At 69.6% G+C, this 20,066-nt stretch carries 18 protein-coding genes; 12 read left to right on the top strand and 6 right to left on the bottom strand.

Features of this window, described 5'->3' with window-relative positions; translation table 11 throughout:
* Positions 1-42: 42 nt before the first annotated feature.
* The 4 genes from Q0Z66_RS03835 to Q0Z66_RS03820 are packed head-to-tail and all read right to left on the bottom strand — an operon-like array spanning position 43 to position 4,181.
* The gene (locus Q0Z66_RS03835) at positions 43-1,044 is read right to left on the bottom strand and encodes a hypothetical protein (RefSeq protein ID WP_298037974.1); all 1,002 of its coding nucleotides are present in this window, start codon (positions 1,042-1,044) and stop codon (positions 43-45) included.
* Positions 1,041-2,273: an ATP-binding protein gene (locus Q0Z66_RS03830; RefSeq protein WP_298037971.1), complete on the bottom strand. Its 1,233-nt coding sequence runs from the start codon at positions 2,271-2,273 to the stop codon at positions 1,041-1,043. Before Q0Z66_RS03830 ends, Q0Z66_RS03835 begins: the two co-directional genes overlap by 4 nt.
* Entirely contained in the window at positions 2,263-2,925 is a 663-nt protein-coding gene (locus tag Q0Z66_RS03825) for a response regulator transcription factor (protein WP_298037969.1), read from the bottom strand. The genes Q0Z66_RS03830 and Q0Z66_RS03825 overlap by 11 nt, the downstream gene beginning before the upstream one ends.
* A 29-nt stretch (positions 2,926-2,954) precedes the next feature.
* Positions 2,955-4,181 (bottom strand): class I SAM-dependent RNA methyltransferase, encoded by a 1,227-nt coding sequence (locus Q0Z66_RS03820; protein WP_298037966.1) that lies wholly within the window; start codon positions 4,179-4,181, stop codon positions 2,955-2,957.
* A gap of 60 nt (positions 4,182-4,241) precedes the next feature.
* Here Q0Z66_RS03820 and Q0Z66_RS03815 point away from each other — a divergent pair, with 60 nt between their 5' ends.
* The 3 genes from Q0Z66_RS03815 (at position 4,242) to Q0Z66_RS03805 (ending at position 8,193) form a co-directional block, all read left to right on the top strand.
* Positions 4,242-4,886, top strand: coding sequence for a nucleoside triphosphate pyrophosphatase (locus Q0Z66_RS03815; protein ID WP_298037963.1), 645 nt, complete (start codon positions 4,242-4,244; stop codon positions 4,884-4,886).
* Between the two features lie 78 nt (positions 4,887-4,964).
* Positions 4,965-6,728, top strand: a complete 1,764-nt coding sequence (locus Q0Z66_RS03810; protein WP_298037961.1) for a biotin carboxylase N-terminal domain-containing protein — start codon at positions 4,965-4,967, stop codon at positions 6,726-6,728.
* A gap of 154 nt (positions 6,729-6,882) precedes the next feature.
* Positions 6,883-8,193 carry a hypothetical protein gene (locus Q0Z66_RS03805; protein ID WP_298037959.1) on the top strand — a complete coding sequence of 437 codons (1,311 nt, stop codon included), beginning with the start codon at positions 6,883-6,885 and terminating at the stop codon, positions 8,191-8,193.
* Here Q0Z66_RS03805 and Q0Z66_RS03800 read toward each other — a convergent pair whose 3' ends face one another.
* Entirely contained in the window at positions 8,194-9,633 is a 1,440-nt protein-coding gene (locus Q0Z66_RS03800; protein WP_298037956.1) for an NAD(P)H-quinone dehydrogenase, read from the bottom strand.
* Positions 9,634-9,690: 57 nt separating this feature from the next.
* Between Q0Z66_RS03800 and Q0Z66_RS03795 the strand changes: the two genes are divergently transcribed.
* The 3 genes from Q0Z66_RS03795 to Q0Z66_RS03785 are packed head-to-tail and all read left to right on the top strand — an operon-like array spanning position 9,691 to position 12,477.
* Positions 9,691-10,524: a purine-nucleoside phosphorylase gene (locus tag Q0Z66_RS03795; protein WP_298037953.1), complete on the top strand. Its 834-nt coding sequence runs from the start codon at positions 9,691-9,693 to the stop codon at positions 10,522-10,524.
* On the top strand, positions 10,521-12,200 hold the full coding sequence (locus Q0Z66_RS03790) for a phospho-sugar mutase (protein WP_298037951.1): 1,680 nt from the start codon (positions 10,521-10,523) through the stop codon (positions 12,198-12,200). Before Q0Z66_RS03795 ends, Q0Z66_RS03790 begins: the two co-directional genes overlap by 4 nt.
* Positions 12,201-12,210: 10 nt before the next feature.
* Positions 12,211-12,477, top strand: coding sequence for an HPr family phosphocarrier protein (locus tag Q0Z66_RS03785; protein WP_298037948.1), 267 nt, complete (start codon positions 12,211-12,213; stop codon positions 12,475-12,477).
* Positions 12,478-12,521: 44 nt separating this feature from the next.
* Here the strand turns inward: Q0Z66_RS03785 and Q0Z66_RS03780 are convergent, their stop codons facing one another.
* Positions 12,522-14,444, bottom strand: a complete 1,923-nt coding sequence (locus tag Q0Z66_RS03780; RefSeq protein WP_298037944.1) for a PTS sugar transporter subunit IIA — start codon at positions 14,442-14,444, stop codon at positions 12,522-12,524.
* Positions 14,445-14,597: 153 nt separating this feature from the next.
* On the opposite strand from Q0Z66_RS03780, the gene Q0Z66_RS03775 reads away from it, so the two are divergent.
* The 6 genes from Q0Z66_RS03775 to Q0Z66_RS03750 are packed head-to-tail and all read left to right on the top strand — an operon-like array spanning position 14,598 to position 20,025.
* Positions 14,598-14,942 (top strand): hypothetical protein, encoded by a 345-nt coding sequence (locus tag Q0Z66_RS03775; protein WP_298037942.1) that lies wholly within the window; start codon positions 14,598-14,600, stop codon positions 14,940-14,942.
* Complete coding sequence (locus Q0Z66_RS03770; protein WP_298037939.1) at positions 14,939-15,220, top strand: HPr family phosphocarrier protein; 282 nt, start codon at positions 14,939-14,941, stop codon at positions 15,218-15,220. Before Q0Z66_RS03775 ends, Q0Z66_RS03770 begins: the two co-directional genes overlap by 4 nt.
* Complete coding sequence (ptsP, locus tag Q0Z66_RS03765) at positions 15,217-16,902, top strand: phosphoenolpyruvate--protein phosphotransferase (RefSeq protein ID WP_298037938.1); 1,686 nt, start codon at positions 15,217-15,219, stop codon at positions 16,900-16,902. Before Q0Z66_RS03770 ends, ptsP begins: the two co-directional genes overlap by 4 nt.
* Positions 16,899-18,452: a PTS mannitol transporter subunit IICB gene (locus tag Q0Z66_RS03760; protein WP_298037936.1), complete on the top strand. Its 1,554-nt coding sequence runs from the start codon at positions 16,899-16,901 to the stop codon at positions 18,450-18,452. The genes ptsP and Q0Z66_RS03760 overlap by 4 nt, the downstream gene beginning before the upstream one ends.
* Positions 18,449-18,883: a PTS sugar transporter subunit IIA gene (locus tag Q0Z66_RS03755; RefSeq protein WP_298037934.1), complete on the top strand. Its 435-nt coding sequence runs from the start codon at positions 18,449-18,451 to the stop codon at positions 18,881-18,883. The genes Q0Z66_RS03760 and Q0Z66_RS03755 overlap by 4 nt, the downstream gene beginning before the upstream one ends.
* Positions 18,880-20,025 carry a mannitol-1-phosphate 5-dehydrogenase gene (locus tag Q0Z66_RS03750; RefSeq protein ID WP_298037932.1) on the top strand — a complete coding sequence of 382 codons (1,146 nt, stop codon included), beginning with the start codon at positions 18,880-18,882 and terminating at the stop codon, positions 20,023-20,025. Before Q0Z66_RS03755 ends, Q0Z66_RS03750 begins: the two co-directional genes overlap by 4 nt.
* Positions 20,026-20,066: the final 41 nt, after the last annotated feature.

The raw sequence follows: 20,066 nt of genomic DNA, 5'->3' as shown, positions 1-20,066 counted from the left end.
GGGCAGGCGACTACGCCGCCCCTCGCCCATCTCCTTCGTGATTCAGCGCATGCGCGTGATCTCGTGCCACAGGTCGACCGAATCCTCATCGGCGGACTCCAGCACACCGGACCGCCCGACGACCGTTACGGCCATGCGCTCATCGCGGGCCGCACGGATGATGATCCGCGCGCTGGATGCCTCGCCCAGCACGCCGGCGAGCTCGTCGCGGATCTCCGAGCGCCGCTGCTCGTCGAGGCCGTCGAGGCCTCCCTCATCGAACACCGTCACCACGGCCCCCCGCATGCGCGCGGCATTGATCGACTCGCGCACCGCCTCGTTGAGCAGGCTCGCCCCGCGCAGTTCGTCGCGCAGACGCCCCTCGGCCATCCGAGCGGCCTCGCGCTCCGCGTCATCGAGATGCCCGCGAGCAGCGACCGTGCGGGCAAGGACCGGTCCGGCGACGTCGAGCGCGTATTGCACGCGCAGCCGACGCTCCCGCTGACGCACGAGCTGCGACGCGTGCCAGGACGACACGGCCCGCTGAATATCGGCGAGGTGCTCGGTGTCCCTCACCGCGCGATCCCAGAACCGCACGAGCAGGTGGGCGACGAGCGTCCACATGATCGAGCCGACCAGGCCGAACTCCAGGGCGACCATGAGCCCCAGGTGCACGGATGCCCCGACGACCAGCGCTATGAGCACCAGCCACCCTTCGATGGTCCGGCGACGGACGATGCAGACCACCGCGAGCACCCCAAGTGCCCCGATGTACCAGGTCGCGAAGGGGGCAGTTCGGTACTCCGCGGGGAGAGAAGCGCTCACCATCGTCGGGATCGCCATCGCCGCGACGATCGCGACGATGCCGCACGACAGCGGCATCCGCGTGTTATCGGACGCATCGACGAGGGTCGTCACCAGGATCACGACCAAATAGAGCAGGATCGCGGCGATCATCATCAGCGGCGCCGTCGGTTGAACCGTCCACCACACGGCTCGTGCGGCGAAATACACCGAGAATCCGACGGCGAGAGCGGTGGCGACCGTGCGCACAGACAGGATCATGCGCGTTCCCATTTCAACCAGACCGTGGTCCCCGAAGCATCCGAATCGATCCGCGCCGTGCCGGCGACACCCGCCATGCGCGCGATGATCGACGCACGGATCCCGAGGCGATCGTCACGGATACTCTCCAAATCGAACCCCTCGCCGGTATCGGAGACGACGACAGTGACTCCGGACGCCGCCCCCGACATCACGACGACATGCAGACCTCGCCCCTGGGCATGCGTGAGAGCATTGCCGATCGCCTGCCGTGCTGCGAGCACGATCGCACGTGCGGTACGACCGGGGATCGACACAGGATCCCCCTGGTCCTCGACGATCGCATCCGCGCCGAGCTCAGACAGCACCCGCCGCAGCTCCGCGACCATCTGCACGGTCGAGACCGGTTCATCGCTGCCCTCCTCGGGCGAGAGCGCATCGGCGTTCGCGAGCCGGGTCAGCGCTTCCCGTGCCATCGCCACCGACAGTTCGCGAGCACGGTCGGAGTCGGCGCGTTCCGCCGCGATCAACGCTGCCAGCACGCTGTCGTGCATGAGTGCCGACAGCTCGACGCGCTCCTCTTCGGCAGCAGCTGCCGCCGCCGCCGCCGAATACGACGAAACGGCACGGCCCCGAGCATCGTCGACCCCCGCGGCAACCGAGCGGAACATCCACCCGAGGGCGAGCAGCACGACCCCGAGGATCAGCGTGAACGAGACGTCGAAAGCGTTCACCGTCCAGAACTCAGCCGAGAAATCGCTCTCGGCCAAACGGACCGCTCCGTAGATGAGCGGCACCGCCACCGCCCAGATGAGCTGCCCCCAGAGCCGGAAAGCGAGGACTGCGGCGACCACGCCCACATTCACGAGGAAGAAGATCCACGGCTGGCCACCGTCGCGTCCGCTCGTGCCCACGACGAACGGCCAGCATGCGAGCGCCACGACGTAGACGACCGCGAAGATCCCCGCAGCCATTCGCACGAACCGGCCGAACACGCAGGCAGCGAGCATCCCGATGAGAGGCACATAGACCACCGCGATCAGCGCGATATATCCGACATCGACACCCTGAGCGATACCGCCGAGCGCAGCGACAAGGCCCTGCGTGCCCGGAAGGGCGGAACCGACCGCGACGACCTTCGCGAGGATCCACTCCATCCGCTTGGCCGTGAAGCGCTCGAAGGCCGTTTCCGCGGTCCCTGGCGAGGGAATCTGACTCCAGGCCTGTTCGAGCGCCGCCTCAGTCGCCACTCGAGGTTCCATCGACGAGAACGATGCCGTCTTCGACCGCACGGCGAAGCAGCTCGATCTTCGTGCGCGCGGGACGGCCGACCTCGACGTACTTCACGCGGACGCGCGTGATGTTCTCCTTCGCCGTGGAATAAGCGACGCCCAGTCGCTCGGCGACGACCTTCAACGGCAGCCCCGCGGCGTACAGCCGCAGGACCTCGCGCTCGCGCACGGAGAGCTGGGCGTCGGCGAATGCCCGGTCGCCATCGACGGCGCTGGCCCACTCGACGTTGTTGAGCGCCTCGCCTCCCGCGACCGTGCGGATCGCCGCGAGCACGTCCTCGAGAGACGAGGCCTTGCTCACGACGCCCGCTGCTCCCGCGGCGAGGGCCTCGCGGACCGCCGCGGGACGATCAGCGACGCTGTGGATGACGACGCTCGTCCCCTCGGCGACGAGCCGGCTGACGTTCTCGGTCACGGTCGTGCCGTCGCCGAGCGTCAGATCCAGCACGATGACATCGGGCGGGATCGCTCCCGTCTCGCGACGCCACTGCGCATAGGAGTTGACGGTGCTCCCGGAGAACACCACCTCCTGCGAGCCGTCTCGCTCACAGGCCAATTCGAGCCCGAGCCGGACGGACTCGTGGTCATCGATGAGGGCGATCCTGCTCATAGCCCCCAGTCTATCGATTCCCTGTGAACTCATGCCGTCAGCAGGGCGACGACCTCGAAGTGATGGGAGTGCGGGAACAGGTCGAAGGCCTCGAGCGAGGCGACGTTCCATCCGAGCTCGCGGAAGGTGCCGAGGTCGCGCGCCAGCGCCACCGGGTCGCAGGCCACATAGGTGATCGCCTGCGGCTTCAGAGCATGGATGCCGTCGACCACGGCGCGACCGGCGCCCGCGCGGGGCGGATCGAGGACCACCGCGCCGACCTTCGTGTCCCCCGAGAACCCGTCGAGGTACCGGTCGACCCGCGCCGTGACCGCGGCGACGTCGACGTCTTCGAGATTGTGCTTGGCGTGCTCGGTCGCACGTCGACTCGACTCGACCGTGACGATCTGGCGCGCACCGAGATCCGCGAGAGTGGCGGCGAACAGGCCGACCCCGCCATAGAGGTCCAGGTGGGTGAGCTCCGGGTCGACGCGGTCGGCGAGCGTGCGGCGCACCGCGGCATCGAGCGTCTCCGCCGCGCGCGGGTGCACCTGCCAGAAGCCGTCCGCATCCACGCGGAAGGCGCGCTCGCCCACACGTTCGATGATGACGTCGGCAGGCTGGCGCTTGCCCTTCTCCGGGCGGCGGATGACGTGGACCTGCTGGTCCGCGGACTGCACGAGGTCGATGCGGCCGGGCTTGGCGTTCTTCTGCGACAGCGCTTCGGCGGCCACACGGCGGCGGGCCAGCGGGTGCGAGCTCACCGGGATCACACGGTGGCTGCGGGCTGCGAAGGGCCCGACGATGCCGTCGTCGTCGACGTGCAGGGAGACGCGCGTTCGCCATCCCGTGCCGTCGCCCTCGTCGACGGCCTGAACCTCGGGCGCCGTCAGCCCCGCACCGGCGAACTTGTCGAGGGCCTCCTGCAGCACTTGCCGCTTGAGCGTGCGCTGATGCGACAGCTCGATGTGTCCGAGGTCGGCTCCACCGGCACGGTCCTCGGGCGCGCGCGAGACGTCGGCCTCGGGCCACACGTGTGCTCGTCGGTGCGGAGAGGGCTCGAGCACCTCGACCGTCTCGCCGCGCCAGAACTTCTTCTTGGCCGCGGCCTCGGCGCTCGAGCCGGGCGCGGGATCCGTGATGCGCACGCGCACGCGCTCACCGGGGATCGCGTCGGAGACGAACACCACGCGCCCCTCGTGACGAGCGATGAACGTGCCGCCATGGGCGATACCGGTGATGTCGAGGTCGAGCAGCTGGCCCGAAGAGGAAGTCATCCCTCCAGGATCCCACGTCTGTTCGGACATTGCCTGCATGCGGCGCTCTACGCTGGAGGAATGCAGGTCTGCCTCGCTTCCACCTCCCCCGCCCGTCTCATGCTGCTGCGCCAGGTCGGGATCGAACCGATCACGCGAGCCCCCGAGACGGATGAGGATGCCGTGGCCGCCGCAGCGGCGGCCGAACGCGGCGGCCGCCTCCCCCCGGCCGACATGGTCCTCCTCCTCGCCCGCGCGAAAGCGGCTGATGTCGCGGAGCGCCTCGTGACGCAGCACCCTGATTTCGACGGCATCGTGATCGGCGGCGATTCGATGTTCGCCCTCGATGGCCGCGTCTACGGCAAGCCGTACACCGCGGAGGAGGCGACCCGCCGCTGGCGCGACGAGATGCGCGGAGCGACCGGCATCCTCCACTCCGGCCACTCCGTCTTCCGTCTGACCCCGGGCTCGGCGCCGGTCGAGGCGACCGCCGTGGCCGAGGCATCCGTCACCTTCGCCGCTGACGTCACCGACGCCGAGATCGATGCCTACGTGGCCTCGGGCGAACCGTTGCACGTCGCCGGAGCATTCACCGTCGACAGCCTGGGCGGCGCGTTCATCACGCGCGTCGAGGGCGATCCCTCGACCGTCGTGGGCATGTCGGTCTCGACGCTGCGTTCCTTGACCCGCGAGCTCGGCGTCGCCTGGACCGATCTGTGGTCGTAGACATCCCTCTACGTTTTTGCGTCTTTCTTGTCGAGAGTACTCAAAGGGATCAGCCCTGATCTCGATAGGCTGACACTCATGCCAATCGAGAAGGTGCTCATCGCCAACCGCGGAGAGATCGCCGTACGCATCATCCGCGCCGCTCGTGATTCGGGGATCTCCTCGGTCGCCGTATACGCCGATCAGGATCGTGACGCCCTGCACACGCGCCTGGCCGATGAGGCCTACTCGCTCGACGGCGAGACGAGCGCTGCGACCTACCTGCAGATCGACAAGATCCTCTCCGTGGCCCGCCGCGCCGGAGCCGATGCCATTCACCCCGGTTACGGATTCCTCGCCGAGAACGCAGACTTCGCCCGCGCCGTCATCGGCGCCGGCTTGATCTGGATCGGCCCCTCGCCCGAAGCCATCGAATCGCTCGGCGACAAGGTCACGGCGCGTCAGGTCGCCGAGAAGGTCGGCGCACCGCTCGCCCCCGGCACGCCCGGCCCCGTCGAGAGCGCCGACGAGGTCATCGCCTTCGCGGAGGAAGTCGGCCTCCCCATCGCCATCAAGGCCGCCTACGGCGGCGGCGGACGCGGCCTCAAGGTCGCCCGCGAGCTCGACGAGGTCGCCGAGCTCTTCGAATCGGCCACCCGCGAGGCCGTCGCCGCCTTCGGACGCGGCGAGTGCTTCGTCGAGAAGTACCTCGACAAGCCGCGTCACGTCGAGACCCAGTGCCTGGCGGATGCCGCGGGCAACGTCGTCGTCATCTCCACCCGCGACTGCTCGCTGCAGCGCCGCCACCAGAAGCTCGTCGAGGAGGCCCCCGCGCCGTTCCTCACGGATGACCAGAACGCCCAGCTGTACGCGGCGTCCAAGGCCATCCTCCAGGAGGTCGGCTACGTGGGAGCCGGAACATGCGAGTTCCTCATCGGCGCGGACGGCACCGTGTCGTTCCTCGAGGTGAACACCCGCCTCCAGGTCGAACACCCCGTCTCCGAGGAGATCACCGGTATCGACCTGGTGCGCGAGCAGTTCCGCATCGCCGCCGGCGGCACCATCGATTACGACGACCCGACGCCGCAGGGCCACTCCTTCGAGTTCCGCATCAACGGCGAGGACCCGGGCCGCGGATTCCTCCCCCAGCCCGGCCCCATCCACGTCTTCAAGACGTTCGGAGGCCCCGGCATCCGCCTCGACTCCGGCGTCACCGCCGGCGACGCCGTCTCGGGCGCCTTCGACTCGCTGCTGGCCAAGATCATCGTCACTGGCCGCACCCGCGCCGAGGCCCTCGAGCGCTCGCGTCGGGCCCTTGAGGAATTCGAGGTCGCGGGGCTGCCGACCGTGCTGCCCTTCCACCGCAAGGTCGTCAGCGACCCCGCCTTCACCGCCGAGAACGGCGAGTTCGGCGTCTTCACCCGCTGGATCGAGACCGAGTTCGACAACGACATCCCCGCCTGGGACGGCGAGCTCGAGGCGCCGGCCGAGGCCGAGAGCCGGCACACGGTCGTCGTCGAGGTCGCCGGAAAGCGACTCGAGGTGAGCCTGCCCGACCGTGTGACGGTCGCCGCCGGCGCCGTCGGACGTCCCGCGGCCGTCCCGCCGTCGCGCCGCAATCACACCATGCAGGTGTCCTCCAGCGCTTCCGGCGACGCGGTCAAGTCCCCCATGCAGGCCACGATCGTCAAGCTCGCCGTCGAGGAGGGCCACGAGGTCGTCAAGGGCGACCTCGTCGTCGTCCTCGAGGCGATGAAGATGGAGCAGCCCCTCCAGGCGCACAAGGACGGCGTGATCGGCAACATCAACGCCGAACCCGGCGCGACCATCGCCGCCGGACACCAACTGCTCACCATCAGCTGATCCGCCGGCCAGCCAAACGCCGAGACCCCGCTTTACCGACGAGACCCCGTCTTGCCCTCGCTGGTAGGACGGGGTCTCGTCGTTGTGACGGGGGCTCGACGCCGGCACCCTCTACTGTGGGCTCTGACACCGGATGTCGGGCAGAGGGGGCACCGTGACCGAGGTAGACGAGCTGCGACGCAGATTGGCCGTGCTCGAGCAGGAGAACGAGCTGTTGCGCTCCGCGGCGAAGGGCGGGGGTGCGCGCGCCGGCCGCGGCCGCGCCGCCCTCTCGTTCATCCTGATCGCCATCGCGCTGGTTCTGGCACCGGTCGCGGCGCTGGGCAGCTGGGCGCGAATGCAGCTGGTCGACACGGACCGGTTCGTCGCGACGTTCGCGCCGTTGGCCGAGGATGCCTCGGTGCAGGCCTTCGTCGCCGATGAGGTGACCGCGGCGATCATCGAGCAGATCGACGTCGATGCCCTCGTCGGCGAAGTCTTCGACGGCGTACGAGAGCTCGGCATGCCGCCGAAGGCATCCGCGGCGCTGAGCCTGTTGGAGGGGCCCGCGGCTCAGGGCGTGCAGACGCTGATCGGCGACGTCGTCGTGCAGGTCGTCGCCTCCCCCGCGTTCGCCGAGGTATGGGCGGGCTCGCTGCGCATCACCCACGCGAATGCCGTCGCGCTCATCCAGGGCGATCCCGCGGCCGCCGTGCAGCTCGCCGAGGACGGCGCCCTATCGCTGCAACTCGACGTGATCGTCTCGACGGTGAAGGCGCAGCTGATGGACCGTGGCGTCGGCTTCGCGGACTTGATCCCGCGGATCGACCGGGAGATCCCGATTCTTCAGGCGGATGCCCTGATCCTCGCGCGCACCGTGTACACCGTCGCCGTCACAGCGGGTTATTGGATGCCGTGGGTCGTTCTCGCGCTGCTCATCGCCGGAGTGGCGATCGCACGACGCCCGGTGCACGCCCTGGCCTGGACCGCGGGGCTCCTCGCCGCGACATTCGCGCTGTTCGCCGCCGCGCTCGGGGTCGGACGGCTGTTCTTCATCCAGACGATGAGCCCCGCCATCATGCCGGAGTCCGCGGCCACCGCGCTCTTCTCACAGGTGACGCTGCTGCTGAGGTCGACCGCGGTCGCTCTCGCCGTGCTCGCCGCATTCATCGCTCTCGGCGCCTGGTTCGCCGGATCCACCGTCGCCGCCCGCAGGCTCCGTCGCGCGGCGGCTCACGGCAGCGCGGCCCTGCGGGACGCCGGCGAACGCCACGGCATCACGACCGGACGCGTCGGCCGCTTCGTCGAACGCTGGCGCGCGGCGATCATCGTCGTGATCCTCGCCCTCACCGTGGTCCTGATCTTCTCGGCCCCGACCACGGTGGGATCGGTCATCGGCATCGTGATCGGTGCGGCTGTCGCGTTCCTGTTCGTGGAACTCGTGCGCCGCCCCGCGGATCCGACCCCGGAATCGGCCGATCGCTGATCAGCTCATGTTGACGAGGTGCATCGCGCGCGAGGCATCCGTGATGCTCGAGGACAGCGACGGGTACGCCGCGAACACGCGCGAGACCTGGTCGACCGTCAAACGACGCTCGACGGCGACCGCGATCGGGTAGATCAGCTCCGACGCCTTCGGCGCGACGATCACACCGCCGATCACCGTGCCCGACCCCTTTCGGGCGATCAGCTTGACGAACCCGTCCTTGATGCCCATCATCTTCGCGCGGGGGTTGGCCGCGAGCGGCAGCTTGTAGACGAGCCCGTCGACGACGCCGTCCTCGACGTCCTGCTCGCCGTGACCGACCGTGGCGATCTCGGGCGCCGTGAAGATGTTCGAGGTGATCTTGATCTTCTCCAGCGGGATCACGATGTCGCCCAGGGCGTGGAAGACGGCCGTGCGGCCCTGCATGGAGGCGACGGATGCCAGGGGGAAGAAGTTCGTGCAGTCGCCGACCGCGTAGATGTTCGGCACGGAGGTGCGCGCGACCTTGTTCACGCGCACGTGACCGGACTCGGTCAGCTCGACGCCGGCGTCCTCCAGGCCGATCTCGGCCGTGTTCGGGATCGATCCGACAGCCATGAGGCAGTGGCTGCCCTCGACGACCCGACCATCCGCGAGGGAGACCTTCACCCCCGTCTCGGTGCGCTCGACGAGGTCCGCGCGCGACTTCGACAGCACGGTCATGCCGCCGCGCTTGAAGACCTTCTCGAGCACGCGGGCCGCGTCCTGGTCGGAACCGGGCAGCACCTGGTCGCGGCTGGAGACGAGTGTCACCTTGGCGCCGAGGTTCATGTAGGCCGAGGCGAACTCCGCACCCGTCACTCCGGAGCCCACGACGATCAGATGCTCGGGAAGAGCCTTCATGTCGTACAGCTGCGTCCAGGTGAGGATGCGCTCCCCATCGGGCTTCGCGGAATCGAGCTCGCGCGGCGATGCACCCACCGAGACGACGATGGTGTCGGCCTCGACGCGGTCGAAGTCGGTGCCGCCGGGGCCGGTGGCGACGATAATGGCGTTCGTGCCCTCGAGGCGCCCATGACCGGAGATGATGCGCACGCCCGACTCGATGAGCGTCGTGCGCATGTCCTCGGACTGCTGACCGGCCAGCGCGATGAGCCGCTTGTTGACCGCGGCGAGGTTGATCGCGATCTCCGGCTTGAGCGGCTTGCCCTTGTCGCCCTTCGCGTAGAACTGGACGCCCAGATCGCTCGCCTCCGCGATGGCGACAGCGGCATCGGCCGTCGCGATGAGGCTCTTCGAGGGCACGACGTCGGTGAGGACGGCAGAGCCGCCGACGCCGACGCGCTCTACCAGGGTCACCTCCGCACCGAGCTGAGCCGCGGCGAGCGCCGCTTCATAACCGCCGGGACCGCCGCCGAGGACGGCGACGCGCTGAGTGCGCTCGAAAGGAGTGGAAGCCATATCCCCATTCTCCCGCAATCCTCGCTGAGAACCCGCCATCTTCCTTAGAGTGGAACCATGACCGACATTCATGACAACCCTCTCGATGCGCCGAACGCGGACCCGTTCGAGATCGCAGCTCGCGCCGCCGCAGACATCGCGCGGCTCACCGGCGTCGAGAACCACGACATCGCCCTCACGCTCGGCAGCGGCTGGGGCAAGGCCGCCGAGCTCATCGGCGAGACGATCGCGACGATCCCGGCCACCGAGGTCACCGGCTTCTCGAAGCCCGCGCTGGCCGGCCACGTCGGAACCCTCCGCAGCATCCGCACCCCCGGGGGCAAGAACGTCCTCGTGATCGGCGCACGCACGCACTACTACGAGAACCACGGCGTCCGCCGCGTCGTGCACAGCGTGCGCACCGCCGCCGCGACCGGGGCGAAGATCATGGTGCTCACCAACGGCGCCGGGGGCGCCCGCGAGAGCTGGAAGCCCGGCCAGCCGGTGCTCATCAGCGACCACATCAACCTCACGGCCGACTCGCCGCTCGAGGGCGCGACGTTCATCGACCTGACGGATCTGTACTCGACCCGCCTGCGCGATGTCGCCCGCACGATCGATCCCTCGCTCGACGAGGGCGTCTACACGCAGTTCCGCGGACCGCACTACGAGACCCCGGCCGAGGTGCAGATGGCCAAGAAGATGGGCGGTGACATCGTCGGCATGTCGACGGCCCTGGAGGCGATCGCCGCCCGTGAGGCCGGCATGGAGATCCTCGGCTTCTCGCTGATCACGAACCTCGCCGCCGGCATCCAGAAGACCCCGCTCAGCCACACCGAGGTGATCGAGGCCGGTCAGGCCGCCGAACCGGTGATCTCCGCACTGCTGGCCCGTGTCGTGGAGGCCCTGTGAGCGAGCAGACCCAGATCCGCCTCTCCCAGGCGCGCGCCTGGTTACGCCAGGACCCGGATGCCGAGACCCGCGACGAGCTGGCCGCGATCATCACCCGGGCCGGTGCCGGCGAGGCCGCAGCCCTCGCCGATCTCGACGATCGTTTCGCCACGCGCCTCGCCTTCGGCACCGCCGGGCTCCGCGGCGAGCTGGGTGCGGGCAGCAACCGCATGAACCGGGTGCTCGTCGCCCAGGCCGCGGCCGGATTCGCCGGATATCTCATCGAGCACGCGGCGGGCCCCGCACCGACCGTCGTGATCGGTTACGACGGCCGCCGCAACTCGCGCCGCTTCGCGCTCGACTCGGCGGAGGTCTTCGCCGGTGCGGGGCTGCGGACGATCCTGCTGCCGCGCCTGCTGCCGACGCCCGTGCTCGCCTTCGCCGTGCGCTACTTCGGCGCGGACGCGGGCGTCATGGTCACCGCCAGCCACAACCCGCCCAACGACAACGGCTACAAGGTGTACCTGGGCGGCGCCGATGGCGGCTCCCAGATCGTGGCACCCGCGGATGCGGAGATCGCCGCCCACATCCAGCGCATCGCCGACGCGGGCGACATCGGCGCTCTCGCCCGTTCGCAGGATTACGAGGTCGCCGGGGAGAGGGTCGTCGAGGCGTACGTCGCGGCGACGGCCGCCGTCGCCCCGGCGCCGGCATCCGCCCGCAAGCTCACCTGGGTCTACACGGCCATGCACGGCGTCGGCTGGGAGACGTTCGCGCGCATCCTGGATGCCGCGGGCTACCCCCGGCCGAAGGCCGTGTTCGACCAGCTCGAGCCGGACCCCACCTTCCGCACGGTCGCCTTCCCCAACCCGGAGGAGCCGGGCGCGATGGATCTCGCGTTCGCCGCGGGCCGACGCACCCGCGCGGACTTCATCCTCGCGAACGACCCCGATGCCGACCGTCTCGCGGTCGCGATCCCGGATACGACCGCTGCGGGCGGCTGGCGCCGTCTGAGCGGCAACGAGATCGGCCTGCTGCTGGGTGCCCGCGCGGCCCGCGCGGCGGAGGGCACGCCGGGCGCTTCGCTGGCATGCTCGCTGGTCTCCTCCCCCGGCCTCGGCACGATCGCGGCCCGCCACGGGCTGGACTTCCACGAGACCCTGACCGGTTTCAAATGGATCTCGCGTGCTCCCGGCATGGTCTTCGGCTTCGAGGAGGCCCTGGGCTACCTTGTGAACCCCGAGACGGTGCGTGACAAGGACGGCATCTCCGCGGCGATCGCCGTGCTCGGTCTCGCCGCCGAGGCGCGCGAACGCGGTGAGACGCTCGCGACGCTCATCTCCGAGCTCGGAGACGCGTACGGGCACGTCGCCAGCGGGCAGGTATCGGTGCGCGTCGATGACATCGCGGTGATCGCGAAGATCATGCTGTCGTTGCGCACGACTGCGCCGGCGGAGTTCGGCGGCCTTGCGATCACCGAGGCCGATGATCTGCTCCAGGCCGCACCGGGCGAGCCGTCCGGCGATGTGCTGCTCTACCGCCTCGCGGGCGGATCGCGCGTCATCGTGCGCCCGAGCGGCACCGAGCCGAAGCTGAAGATCTATCTGGATGCGCAGGCCGATACTCCCGAGGAGGCGCAGACGATCGTCTCCGCGCTCGAGGCCGGTGCGCGGGCTCTGCTGGAGGAGCGCTCCTGAGCGCCGGCGGATGATGCCCGTCCGTCAGGTGAGGATCACGGTCCCGGGCGGCGCGCATGCGCGCCCGGTAGCCGAGCTCGTCCGTCTCGCCGCCGAGCACTCGGATCCGGTGACCCTGCGCACGCACGATGGCACGGTCGTGGATCTGTCGAGTGTGCTGGCCGTCATGGACCTCGCCTTGGAGATCGGAGACGAGGTGTCCCTCGAGACGGCTCCGTCACCGGAGGCGGATGCTGTGCTGGCCGCCCTGGCGCAGGCGCTCGATCCGGTCTCCTGACGTTCCCTCGGAACGCCTGAGGCCCCTTCGATCCCGGAGGGGCCTCAGCCGTCGATGACGGCGACGAGCTCGTCGAGGAAGGCCTCGAAGCTCGTCCCGCGGCGCACGATGCGCTGAACGCTCTCGCGCTCGCTGAACACCTCGACGAGCTGCTCGAAGACGGTCTGGAAGGCCGCCCGGTCGTTCTCGCTGAATGCGGCGAGCGCGACGACCTGCACGCGCCCTTCGCCCCAGGCGACGGAGCCCTCGGCGACTCCGATCGCGATGGCGGTCCGCTCGGCGGTCATCTGGAGGGCGTGGGGCACGGCGAGCGCGTCGGTGAAGGCGGTGGAGGACATGCGCTCGCGCGCAATGGTGTTCTCGATGTAGTCCTCGCCGATCAGCCCGCGTTCGACGAGCAGCCCGCCGAGTCGACGGATGATCGTCTCGTCGCCGGAGTCCGCGAGCGGGTGCATGAAGGCGTCGGCGTGGAAGTATCGGGAGAGTTCCTCGCGCAATCGTGCGAGTCGCCTCGCCCGCCGCATCCGGGAGGCCGCCTGGGTGACGCGTTCGATGTCGGCGTCGGTGAGGAACGGCTGGATGCGCACGTAGCGCTCGCCCCCGGCGCCGGGTTCGATCGTCGTCAGCACGAGGTCGGCGTCGATGCCGTCCCAATCGGGGTCGACGCTCGTGAGGACACCGGTGACCTCGACAGCGGTGCCGAGCGAGCGATCGATGCTCGAGCGCAGCAGTTCGTGCAGCTCGTAATAGCCGGGGCAGACGATCACGGCGCTGAGGATGCTCTCGGCCTTGCGACTGCGTTCGAGACGGCCGCCGATGTGCATGGCGATGTAGGCGATCTCGTCGTCGCGGATCGGCGCGCCGAGCCGGTCGTGCAGTCCGCTGGCGATCGAGACGGCGACCTCGAAGATCATCGGGTATGAGGACTTGAGCGAACGGGTGAGCGGGTTACGGGTCCAGGCATGTTCCTGGGCGCGGCGCAGCAGGTTCTGCACGTGCAGGGCCAGTCGCAGGATGAAGCGCTCATCGACGAGGTCGACCTGGTAGTCGATGGCGGCCTGGATGATCTCGGCTCGCACGGCGGCTTCGATCGTGGCGTCAACGGCACGTCGCGCCGCCTCCGCGGTGGTCTCCTCGCCGGGGGCGATGGCACGGGTGAGCACGAGGGTCGCGAGGTGCGCGCTGTCGCCGTTGCCGAGCGAGACGCCGAAGTGCTCGGCGGCGAGGCGACTGATCACCGAGGCGAGTTTCGGGGCCTCGTCGCCAGCGTCGACCGCCGAGGCGTCGAGAGGGCGCCCCGCCGCGACGCGGTCGGCGGCGATCGCGATGTGCAGCAGAACGTCGGAGATCGCGAGCTCGTTGACGAAGTATCCGAGTTCTCCGAGCTCTCCCACCAGCGCCGCTTTGAAGGGCGCCACGGCGTGGGCGGCGACCGCGCTCCCTGTCAGGGCACGGCGGATGCTCTCCGGGTGGAAGGATCCGGCATCCATCTCGTCGTGGGCGAGGCGGCTGAGCAGCCGCCGCTGGGCGATCTCCGTCCCCTGCAGGCGCACGGTCTCACGGTCGCGCTCCAAGCGCAGATCCGCACCGTCGAGGAGACCGCGCACCCGGGCGAGGTCGGCTTCGATGGTCGCGTCGCTGATGTGCAGCCGCTCGGCGGTGTCGTAGACGTCGATGCCGTCATCGGCGTCCAGCAGCAGGCGGACGAGGGCGTGCAGGCGATCTCGCGGTGTGATGTCTCCGGTGGCGCGCGAACGCAGCGCTGTGTGCGCGCCCGGTCCCGCCCGGTAGCCGGCGGGCCCGGACTCGACGGCGTCGCCTGAGCTGCCGCGGGCGTTGAGGGATGCGACATAGGAGCGGATGCTGCGCGGGGTCACTCCGAGGGAATCGGCGAGCTCGGCAGCGGTCACCCAGTCGTCATGGCGCAGCAGCGCCTGCAGGAGCTGGTCCTGACGCTGACGCGACATGCGCTCCTCCCCATCCGGTGCCGGTACTGCCCCATGATGCCAGCCCTCGGCCCGGTGCGGGACCCTGTGGAAGATTCCGCAGGGGCGGAAGGGAATGTGGTGGCGGATCGTTCAGCGTCTTCCCAGACTGGACAGCGGAACGAGGTGGCATCGATGAGGATCCTGGTGGTGTGCGGCGCGGGTGCGTCCAGCACCTTTATCGCCCAGCGTCTGCGGCGCGCGGCCGAGAGCGCCGGCCTCGATCTCGATGCATACCCCGGCACGGAGCTCACGATCGATCACGCCTTCGCCGATCTCGTGCTCCTCGGCCCGCACATCGCCGATCGTCTTGAGCCGATCCGCGCGCGGGTCCCGATTCCCGTCGCGGTTCTCCCGGCCGACGTCCAGGCCGATCGGGACGGCGCCCTCACGCTCGCCCTGGTGCTGGCGGAGCTCGAGCGCTCCCCCGGTCTTCCCTCTTCGACCCGCTCCTCGTCCTCTGCGAAAGGAACATCATGACCGCTCTCAGCCGCACCGTGCGCATCGGCTCATCCCACGGGCTGCACGCCCGTCCCGCGAAGCTCTTCGCCCAGGCGGCGAAGGAGTCCGGCATCCCGGTGACGATCGCGAAGGACTCCGGCAAGCCTGTCAACGCCGCGAGCATCCTCGCGGTGATCGCCCTCGCCGTCGAGCATGGCGACTACGTGACGCTCACCGCGGAGGGTGCCGGCGCCGAGGGTGCGCTCGACGCGCTCACCGAGCTGCTGACGACGGATCACGACCAGGAGCAGGCATGACCGAGCTGCGCGGAGTCGGCGTCGGACGCGGAGTCGCGCACGGTCCGGTCGTGCGGATGGCCGAGCCGTTGCCGGCCCCGGAGAACTCTCCGAGCGATCTCGACCCCGAGGCGGAGCGCGCCCGGGTGCGGGAGGCGGTGTCGACCGTCGCGGCGGAGCTCCAGCAGCGGGCGGATGCCGCGGGAGGGTCCTCCCAAGAGGTGCTCGAGGCGCAGGCCATGATCGCCGAGGACCCCAGCCTGCAGGAGGAGGTCGATGCACGCATCGACCAGGGCGCCGGTGCGGAGTGGGCCGTGCACGATGCCTTCGCCGGTTTCCGTGCCACGCTCGAGGCCGTCGGCGGATACCTCGGCGAGCGCGCCGCCGACCTCGATGACATCGCCCAGCGCGTGCTCGCGCATCTGCGGGGAGTGGATGCTCCCGGCATCCCCGACCCGGGGCATCCCTTCGTCCTCGTCGCGCGCGACCTCGCCCCGGCCGATACCGCGCTCCTGGATCTGGAGCAGGTTCTCGCGCTCATCACGACGGACGGCGGCCCGACCTCGCACACCGCGATCCTTGCGCGGGAGAAGGGCATCGTCGCACTTGTCGGCGCCGCTTCGGCGGGTGAACTGAGCACCGGGCAGGTGGTGATCGTGGATGCCGCGGCCGGAACCGTGACGACGGATCCGAGCGCCGAGCAGATCGAGCGCGCGCGCCAGCGCGCCGCCGACCGCGACGCGGCCCGCAGCGCGCCGCCGACCGCGGGAGCGCTCGCGGATGGCACACCGATCGCTCTGCTCGCGAACCTCGGGAAGCCCGCCGATGCCGCTGATGCGGTGGCCGAAGGAGCGGAGGGCGTCGGCCTGTTCCGCACCGAGTTCCTGTTCCTCTCCTCCGCGCAGGCACCCACGATCGCCGAGCAGCGCACCGCGTACACGGAGTTGTTGACGGCCTTCCCCGCTCAGAAGGTCGTGGTGCGGATGCTGGATGCCGGAGCCGACAAGCCGCTCGCCTTCCTCAACGACGCCCACGAGGAGAACCCTGCGCTGGGTCTGCGGGGCCTCCGCTCCCTGCGCGCGAGCGAGGACATCCTGCGCGAGCAGCTCACGGCGCTCGCCGAGGCGGATGCCGCGACCGCCGCGGATCTGTGGGTCATGGCGCCGATGGTGACCACGGTCGAGGAGACCGCCTACTTCACCGGTCTCGCCCGCGAGTACGGGCTGAAGACGGCGGGGGTCATGGTCGAGGTGCCGGCGAGCGCCCTGCTCGCCGACCGCGTACTCGCGCACGCCGACTTCGCCTCGATCGGAACGAACGATCTGACCCAGTACACGATGGCCGCCGACCGTCTGCTCGGCTCCGTCGCCGGATTCCAGGACCCGTGGCATCCCGCCGTGCTGCGCCTCGTCGGCGAGGTCGGCACCGCCGGCGCACGCGCTGAAAAGCCCGTGGGTATCTGCGGCGAGGCCGCCGCCGATCCCCTGCTCGCCGTCGTCCTCGTGGGTCTGGGCGCGACGAGCCTGTCGATGGCACCCGCGGCACTCGCCGACATCCGACTCGCGCTCACCGAGCGCACCCTCGACGAGACGCGTCGCCTCGCCGAGATCGCACTCGCGGCCGATGACGCCGCCGGTGCGCGCAGCGCCGTGGCCGAGGCCGCGGCATCCCTCCCCTCACATCAGAAAGAGACGACATCATGACGACGACGTCACCGTCCCCCGCAAAGACCGGCGGACTCCGGGTCGGCGTGCAGAAGTTCGGCACGTTCCTCTCCGGCATGGTCATGCCCAATATCTCGGCGTTCATCGCATGGGGCTTCATCACGGCGCTGTTCATCCCCGACGGCTGGCTGGGCAGCAACAGCCCCGTCGAATCGTGGCAGTGGGCGGACTCCGCGATCCTCGGCGGAGGTGAGGTCGGGGGCGTCGAGTATCCGGGCCTCGTCGGCCCGATGATCAACTACCTGCTTCCGCTTCTCATCGCGTTCACCGGTGGACGCGTCGTGCACGGGCACCGCGGCGGGGTCGTCGGCGCGGTCGCCGCGATGGGCGTCATCATCGGAGCATCCGGCACCGTCATGTTCCTGGGTGCCATGATCGTCGGCCCGCTCACCGCCATCGTCCTCAAGTGGGTCGAGAAGCCCTGGGAGGGCAAGGTCAAGCCCGGCTTCGAAATGCTGATCGACAACTTCTCCGCCGGGTTCGTCGCCTTCTTCATGGCGCTGGCATCGTTCTTCTGGCTCGCACCGGTCATGAAGTGGATCACCGAGATCCTCGGCAACGCGGTCGGCTGGCTCGTCGAAACCGGCCTGCTTCCGCTGGCGAGCATCATCGTGGAACCCGCGAAGGTGCTGTTCCTGAACAACGCCATCAACCACGGCGTCTTCACCCCGCTCGGCACCGAGCAGGTGCAGGAGACCGGACGCAGCCTGCTGTTCCTCATCGAGGCCAACCCCGGCCCCGGCGCCGGAATGCTGCTCGCGTTGATGGTCTTCGGCGTCGGCGTCGCCCGGGCGACCGCACCGGGTGCGCTGATCATCCAGTTCCTCGGCGGCATCCACGAGGTGTACTTCCCTTACGTCCTCGCCAAGCCCGCTCTCGTGATCGGTCTGATCGCCGGTGGTGCAACGGGCGTTGCGACGAACATGGTGTTCCAGTCGGGTCTCGTGGCTCCGGCAGCCCCCGGATCGATCTTCGCGGTGCTCATCCAGACCGCGCCCGGCAGCCACCTCGGCGTCATCTGCTCCGTGCTCTTCTCGGCCGCCGTATCGTTCCTCGTCTGCGGTGTCATCCTCCGGGCCAGCCGCAAGCGCGACATCGCCGCGGAAGCCGCCGGCGGCGACCCGCTCGCCGCTGCCATCGCGCAGACCGAGGCGAACAAGGGCAAGGCGTCGAGCACGCTGTCCGGTCTCGCAGCGTCGGCCGCAGCAGGAACGACGGCAACCGTCACGGCCCCGATCCGCAACGTCGTCTTCGCCTGCGACGCCGGCATGGGCTCCTCCGCCATGGGCGCGAGCGTGCTGCGCAACAAGCTGAAGAAGGCCGGCATCACGGATGTCACCGTCACCAACCAGGCCATCGCGAATCTCGACGGCACGGCAGACCTCGTGATCACCCAGCAGCAGCTGACCGATCGCGCCAAGGGCACCTCGCCGAATTCCATCCACGTCTCGGTCGACAACTTCATGAATGCACCGCAATACGAAGAGGTCGTCGAGATGGTCCAGTCCCAGCGAGAGGAAGAATCATGAGTGTCCTGAACCGCGGCCAGGTCCGCATCCATCCCGGATCCGTCACCCAGGACGAGGCGCTGCAGGAGGCGACCGATATCCTCGTCGCCGCCGGTGCCGTCACCCCGGCCTACGTCGACGCGATGAAGCTGCGCGAGGAGACCGTCTCCACGTTCATGGGAAACGGGCTCGCGATCCCGCACGGAACGAATGAGACGAAGGACGCGATCCTCGACTCCGGTCTGTCGGTCGTCCGCTACGACGGCGGCGTCGATTGGGCCGGTGAGCAGGCCACCTTCGTCATCGGGATCGCCGGCCGCGGTGACGAGCACCTCGAGATCCTTTCGCAGATCGCCATCCTGTTCTCGGATGAGGACGATGTGGCCCGGCTCCACGCCGCCACCACCCCGGATGAGCTGTACGAGCTGCTGTCGACGGTGAACGAAGGATGAAGGCCGTCCACTTCGGCGCCGGCAACATCGGGCGCGGCTTCGTGGGTCTGCTGCTGCACCAGGGCGGCTACGACCTGGTGTTCTCAGATGTCTCCGGCGCCCTGGTGGACGCCATCAACGCCGCCGATTCCTACACGGTTCATGAGGCCGGCCCGGGCGGCACCGACCATGTCGTGACCGGATTCCGAGCGGTGAACAGTGCGGAGGATCCGGATGCCGTGGCCGATGAGGTCGCCTCGGCCGATGTCGTCACCTGCGCGGTCGGTCCGACCGTGCTGCGCTTCATCGCGCCGGCGATCGTCGCGGGCCTGCGGCGCCGGGATCCGGATGCCTCGCCGCTGACCGTCATGGCGTGCGAGAACGCGATCGGCGCGACCGACACCCTGCGGGCGGAGATCGAGAGCCTGGATGCCGACGCGGCGGCGCGTGCCGCGTACGCGAACACCGCCGTCGACCGCATCGTGCCCGCGCAGCCTGCGGACGGCGGTATCGATGTCACCGTGGAACCGTACTTCGAGTGGACGATCGAGCGGCTCCCCCTCGCGGAGTCCCTGCCGAGCATCCCGGGGGCGCACTTCGTCGATGACCTCGCCCCCTACATCGAGCGCAAGCTCTTCACCGTAAACACCGGGCACGCCGCGACGGCGTATCTCGGGGCGGAGGCCGGCATCGAGCGCATCTCGGATGCGCTCGCCGACCCCGCCATCGCCGCACGGGTCGCCACAGCGCTGACGGAGACCTCGGCGGTGCTCACCGCGGTGCACGGCCTCGACCCCGCGGACCTGGCCGACTACCGGGCCAAGATCCTCGAGCGCTTCCGCAATCCCGCGCTCGTCGACACGGTGCAGCGCGTCGGCCGCCAGCCGTTGCGCAAGCTCTCCCGGCACGAACGCTTCATCGGCCCGGCCGCCACCGCCGCCGAACGCGGCCTGCCCACGGCGGCGCTCGTCGCCGCGGTGACGGCCGCACTCCGCTTCGACGACCCGGAGGACGATCAGTCCGTCGAGCTGAAGCGCCGATTGCGCGCGGAGGGTGCGCAGCAGCTCACGGCGTCGATGACCGGGCTCGAGCCCGAGCATCCGCTCTTCCGGGCCGTCGAGGCCGCCGTCGCCGCGCGTCAGCAGGAGATGGCACAGCGCTGATGACGTCGCCGCACGGCGGTGCCGGTACGATCGAATCAGCT

This window comes from uncultured Microbacterium sp., assembly GCF_947632095.1.
Taxonomy (GTDB): Bacteria; Actinomycetota; Actinomycetes; order Actinomycetales; family Microbacteriaceae; genus Microbacterium.
Note: the sequence above shows the minus strand (reverse complement) of the source record. Positions and strands in the feature narration are given on the sequence as shown.